The following is a 5,290-nucleotide window of genomic DNA, read 5'->3' on the forward strand; positions in this document are numbered from 1 at the left end:
TGCGGCTTCGGAGGTGTCTGGCGTAGTATTACGTCCGTTATAACGCTTTCGGAGCCTGACATGCACACCCTCAAACTCACCCAGATCGGCAATTCGGTTGGTGTCATCTTGCCCAAGGAGGCCTTGGCCAAATTGCGACTGGAGAAAGGACAGACAGTCTTTCTCACGGAAACGCCCGAAGGCCTCGTTCTCACGCCGTATGACCCTGCGCTGGAGGAACAGATTGAAGCTGGACGGGCATTCATGCGTGATTTCCGCGACACCTTTCACCAGCTCGCCAAATGACTTGGCGCTGGATCGACAAAGGCGCGTTGGTCTTGCTGCACGATGAAAGCCTGGCGGAACACGGCGGGCGCGCCGGGTTGCGCGATGTGGGTTTGCTGGATTCTGCGCTGAACAAGCCTTTGAACCTGTTAGCCTATGGCAAACCGGACTTTGCTGATCTGGCGGCCAGTTACGCCAGTGGACTGGCCAAAAACCATCCCTTTGTGGATGGCAACAAACGGGCGGCGTTCCTTGCAGTGGGTATGTTTCTCTACCTCAACGGCTACCGTCTTCAAACCTCGCAGGCGGACGCCACTTTGACCGTTTTGGGATTGGCGGCGGGAGAGATTTCCGAAAGCGATTTCGCCACTTGGTTGCGCCGTTGCGCCATTCCCCGCTGAGTTTTTCCTCAGTCCAGCGGCCGCAAACCAATCACCAGTGACGACGGCACGCGCCCGTCGGTGTCGCGCGGCAGGCTGACGGTGCGGTCGATGGCGCGCAGCACGGCCTCGTCCCACGCGGCGTTGCCGCTGCTCTTGATGAGCTTGCGCGCGGTGATGGCACCGTCGGGCGCGGTCCGCACCTCGACTTCGGCGCGGGGGTTGCCCGGGGCCACGTCGGTGAACACCACATTGGGCTTGATGCGCGCGGCCACCTTGGCGCCGTACCCCGGCGTGGGGCCGCTGGACTGCTGGGCTGTGCCGGTGCTTTGCGGGCCACCCGTGGCGCCGGCCTGGCCCATCATGCGGTTGATCTGGTCCTCGCGCAGTTGAGCCAGGCGCTTTTCGTCGGCCGCGGCCTTGCGTTCCTGTTCGCGCTTTTGTTCGGCGAGTTTTTGCTGGCGTTCTTTTTCGTCGGCGGCTTTTTCCGCTGCTGCTTTCTTCTCGGCCGCTGCCTTCTCGGCTGCCTTCGCAGCGGCGACCTTCTTGGCCTCTTCCTCACGCGCCTTCTTCTCGGCTTCAGCCTTCTTCTTCGCCTGTGCGGTGGCGATGTCGGCCTGGTTCGGGGCGGGCGGTGGCGGAGCGGGCGCTGGCGCCGGGGCGGGTTTGGGCGCCGGTTTGGGTGGTGTGGGCTGGGGCGCAGGTGTGGGGGGCGGTGGCGCCACCGCTCGCGGTGCGGCCTGCACCGGCATGCGTGACCAGAGCTCGGCTTCGACCGTGACGGGTTCTGGGTCGTGCTTCCACTGCACACCGAGCGTGAGGGCGATCACGAGCAGACCGTGTACCACGAGCGCCAGACCCATGGGCCCGAGCCAGCGGCCGCTGGGTGGCGGCGCGAGGTCGAGGTGGTCGGCGGTGGATTGCATGGTGGCGTGATGGGTCAGCGCGAGGTTTGCACGGACAGGCCCACCCGGGCAATGCCGGCTTCCTGAAGGGTGCTCATCACGCGAACAACGGCTTCGTACTTCACGTTCTTGTCAGCGCTGATCACCACCGGCACGCCGCCCTCGGGCGCAGTGCCTTTGCTGCTTTGCAGCTGCTGCACCCGGCCCACGAGCTGGATCAGGCTCACAGGCTGCGGCTCGGTGCTGGCTGAGCCTTCGCGCACCTGGATCTGCTCGTCCTTGTCGATCATTACCGCCACGAAGCGGTCGGGCTGGCGCCCGGCCTGGCCCACGCTGGGCAGCGCGATCTGGCTGGGCGTGATGAGCGGGGCCGTGACCATGAAGATGATCAGCAGCACGAGCATCACGTCGATGAACGGGACCATGTTGATCTCGTTGATGGTGCGGCGGCCGCGGCCGCGTGATGAAACGGCGGGCATGCTCAATGACCGGAAGGAGATTGCTGCTGCGCGCCGAGGTTGCGCTGCAGGATGTTGGAGAACTCTTCCATGAAGGTCTCCATGGCGTTGGCCACGCGGTCGATGTCGTGCGCGAAGCGGTTGTAGAAGACCACCGCAGGAATGGCGGCGAACAGACCAATGGCGGTGGCCACCAGGGCTTCGGCAATGCCGGGCGCCACGGATGCCAGGGTCACCTGTGCGAGTGCCGCCAGCCCGGTGAAGGCGTGCATGATGCCCCACACGGTGCCGAACAGGCCCACATACGGCGAGACCGAGCCGACCGAAGCGAGGAAGGAGAGGTTGGTTTCCAGCACATCAAGTTCGCGCTGGAAGCTCGCGCGCATGGCGCGGCGCGCGCCGTCGAGCAGGGCGCCGTTGTCGGTGATGCGGCGCTCGCGCAGCTTCTGGTATTCGCGCATGCCGCTGGCGAAGATGCGCTCCATCGGCCCGCCGTGTTTGGCGCTCTGGGCGGCGGCGGCGTACAGGTCGTTGAGGTTGGTGCCCGACCAGAACTCGCGTTCAAAGTCGTCGTTGTGGGCGCGCACGCGCTTGAGCGAGAACACCTTGCGGAAGATGGCGGCCCAGCTCATGACAGAGACCACCATGAGCAGCACCACCACGGCCTGCACCACCCAACTGGCGTTGAGCATCAATTGAACGATGGAGAGATCTTGGTTCATGGGTGTTCAGAGAGGGCGGATCGTGAAGAAGTTTCAGGGCGTCAGCTGGAGCGCGGCCATCACGGCGGGAGGGATGCGCTGCGGACGCAGCAGGCGGTCGTCGACCCAGCCGATGCGGATGGTGCCGCTGCAGAGCAGCTCTGCCTGCGCGTCGCTTTGCTGCGGTTTCAGGAGCGCGGTCTGCTCGATTGTCATGGACGCACGGCCCGCTTCCACCACGCGCGCTGTAACCAGAAGCAAATCATCGAGCCGCGCGGGCCGGTGGTATTGCAGCTGGGTCTGGCTCACGACGAACATGCCGCCGAGCTGTTCGCGCAAGCGTTGTTGTTCGACGCCCAGGGCGCGCAGCCACTCGGTGCGGGCGCGCTCGAAGAACTTGAGGTAGTTGGCGTAGAACACGATGCCGCCTGCGTCGGTGTCTTCCCAGTACACGCGGATGGGCCACGTGAATGGGGCTGATTGCAGTACGGGCGGGCTCACAGCGCTTGCTCCAGGCGAGCGACCGCTTCACGAAGCTGAGCCATGGAATTGGCGGTGGAGAAACGCAGGTAGCGGCCGGGGTCGGCGCTGCCGAAGTCGCGTCCTGGCGTGGCAGCGATCTGGCAGCGTTTCATGAGCTCGAAGGCCAGCGCCCAGCTGCCCCCTTCGTCAGGCCGAGCCCCTTGCGGTGGAATGCCCCAGCGCTGGCACAGCCCGGTCACATCGGCCCAGGCATAGAAGGCGCCATCGGGCATCACCGGCACGCTCAGGCCCAGGCGGTTGAGTTCGGGGATGAAATAGTCTCGGCGCGCCTTGAACTCGCTGCGCCGGCGCTCGTATTCGGTGAGGCTCGCGGGCTCGAAGCAGGCCAGTGCTGCGTGTTGCGCGATGGTGCTGGCGCAGATGAAGAGGTTCTGCGCCAGGCGCTCCACCGCGGGCACCAGCGCAGGCGGCAGCACCAGCCAGCCCAGGCGCCAGCCGGTCATGTTGAAGTACTTGCTGAAGCTGTTGATGCTGATGATTTCATCGCCCAGGCCGTCGGGCAGCCCGAGGGCACTGTGGCCGAAGTCATCTTCGTAGCTCAGACCGAGGTAAATCTCGTCAACCATGGTCACGCCACCTTTTGAGCGAACGAAGCGCGCGATGCGTTCAAGTTCATCGCGGGCAATCGAGGTGCCGGTGGGGTTGGACGGTGAGGCCAGCAGCACGCCGCGTGTGGCGGGGCTCCAGTGCGCTTCAACCTGCTCTGCGCTCAACTGAAAACGTTGGTCGGGCCCGCTGGGAATCATCACCGCGCGGCCTTCAGCCGCTTGCACGAACTGCCGGTTGCACGGGTAGCTCGGGTCGGGTATCAGCACCTCGTCGCCAGCCTCGATGAGCGCGAGGCAGGCCAGCTGCAGGGCCGCAGAGGCGCCTGCCGTGACCACAATGCGGTTCGCATCGATGGACAGACCGAACCGGCTCGCGTACCAGCCGCTGATGGCTTCACGCAAGGCGGGCAGGCCGAGCGCCTGTGTGTACTGGCTGCTGCCGCTGCGGATGGCGCGCTCGGCGGCGGACATGACCAGCGGTGGTGCGGTGAAGTCCGGTTCGCCGATGTTCAGGTAAATCATCGACCGGTCGCCTGGCTTGGCCTGGGTCGCCATGGCTGAAGCAGCCTTGGCCAGCTCCATCACGTAGAAGGGTTCGACGCGCTGGGCGCGCTGCGAAATCCTCACGGTGCGGCGTTTCTGCGAGAGCCGGGTTTTGACGGCGCGGCGGCCACTTCGGCCGGGCGCAGCTGCGCGGCCAGCTGGTGCAGCACGCCGTTGACGTACTTGTGACCGTCGGTACCGCCAAACGATTTGGCCAGTTCGATGCATTCGTTGAGCACCACGCGCCATGGCACGTCCAGGCAGTGCTGGAATTCGTAGGCGCCGATCCAGAGCACGCCGCGTTCGATGGGCGAGAGCTCGTTCAGCGGGCGATCAAGCGCGGGCTTGATCAGTGCGTCCAGCGCGTCGGCCTGGTTAATGCAGCCGTGCAGCAGCGCATCGAAGTGCACGCTGTCGCACTTGTGGAAGCCGGCCAGGTCGCGCGTGAAGGCGTCGATGTCGGTGGCGGCGTTGCGGCCCACCAGGTGCTGGTAGATCGCCTGCAAGGCGAACTCGCGGGCACGGGTGCGGGCCGACTTGTCGGCGGCCTTGCGGCCGATCAAGCCGCTCTTGGGCTTGTCGCCCTCGGTGACGGGAAGTTCTGTGGACATGTTCAACCGATCTCTTGCAGCAGGTGGGCCATTTCCACCGCCACGCGGGCCGCATCGCGGCCTTTGTCGGTCTTGCGCGCGATGGCCTGCTCCAGCGTTTCGGTGGTCAGGATGGCGTTCGCGATGGGGATCTGGTAGTCCAGCGCCAGGCGCGTGACGCCCGCGCCAGATTCGTTGGCCACCAGTTCGAAGTGGTAGGTCTCGCCGCGGATGATGCAACCCAGGGCGATGAGTGCGTCGAAGTCGTCGCGTTCGGCCATGGCTTGCAGGGCCACCGGAACTTCGAGTGCGCCAGGCACCTTGACGTGGGCGATGTTTTTCTCTTGCACACCGAGTG

General features: G+C 65.2%; 9 protein-coding genes. 2 read left to right on the forward strand and 7 right to left on the reverse strand.

The window, feature by feature from the left end; genetic code table 11:
- Positions 1–60: 60 nt before the first annotated feature.
- Positions 61–285: an AbrB/MazE/SpoVT family DNA-binding domain-containing protein gene (locus tag Q0C59_RS18320; protein ID WP_291218251.1), complete on the forward strand. Its 225-nt coding sequence runs from the start codon at positions 61–63 to the stop codon at positions 283–285.
- Positions 282–665: a type II toxin-antitoxin system death-on-curing family toxin gene (locus Q0C59_RS18325; RefSeq protein WP_291218254.1), complete on the forward strand. Its 384-nt coding sequence runs from the start codon at positions 282–284 to the stop codon at positions 663–665. Before Q0C59_RS18320 ends, Q0C59_RS18325 begins: the two co-directional genes overlap by 4 nt.
- 8 nt (positions 666–673) lie before the next feature.
- Here Q0C59_RS18325 and tolA read toward each other — a convergent pair whose 3' ends face one another.
- The 7 genes from tolA to ribH all read right to left on the reverse strand — a co-directional run.
- Positions 674–1,570, reverse strand: a complete 897-nt coding sequence (gene tolA / locus Q0C59_RS18330; RefSeq protein WP_291218256.1) for a cell envelope integrity protein TolA — start codon at positions 1,568–1,570, stop codon at positions 674–676.
- A gap of 14 nt (positions 1,571–1,584) precedes the next feature.
- On the reverse strand, positions 1,585–2,028 hold the full coding sequence (locus Q0C59_RS18335; RefSeq protein WP_291218258.1) for a biopolymer transporter ExbD: 444 nt from the start codon (positions 2,026–2,028) through the stop codon (positions 1,585–1,587).
- 2 nt (positions 2,029–2,030) lie between these two features.
- The gene (gene tolQ / locus Q0C59_RS18340) at positions 2,031–2,729 is read right to left on the reverse strand and encodes a protein TolQ (protein WP_291218261.1); all 699 of its coding nucleotides are present in this window, start codon (positions 2,727–2,729) and stop codon (positions 2,031–2,033) included.
- A gap of 33 nt (positions 2,730–2,762) precedes the next feature.
- Entirely contained in the window at positions 2,763–3,209 is a 447-nt protein-coding gene (gene ybgC / locus Q0C59_RS18345; protein ID WP_291218263.1) for a tol-pal system-associated acyl-CoA thioesterase, read from the reverse strand.
- Positions 3,206–4,426, reverse strand: coding sequence for a pyridoxal phosphate-dependent aminotransferase (locus Q0C59_RS18350; RefSeq protein ID WP_291218265.1), 1,221 nt, complete (start codon positions 4,424–4,426; stop codon positions 3,206–3,208). Before Q0C59_RS18350 ends, ybgC begins: the two co-directional genes overlap by 4 nt.
- A complete protein-coding gene (gene nusB / locus Q0C59_RS18355; RefSeq protein WP_291218267.1) occupies positions 4,423–4,953 on the reverse strand; it encodes a transcription antitermination factor NusB in 531 nt (176 codons plus the stop codon). The genes Q0C59_RS18350 and nusB overlap by 4 nt, the downstream gene beginning before the upstream one ends.
- A 2-nt stretch (positions 4,954–4,955) precedes the next feature.
- Positions 4,956–5,290: 6,7-dimethyl-8-ribityllumazine synthase (gene ribH / locus Q0C59_RS18360; protein WP_291218269.1), on the reverse strand; the 335-nt coding region annotated here is incomplete at its 5' end.

The organism is Hydrogenophaga sp. (genome assembly GCF_022844385.1).
Classification (GTDB): domain Bacteria; phylum Pseudomonadota; class Gammaproteobacteria; order Burkholderiales; family Burkholderiaceae_C; genus Hydrogenophaga.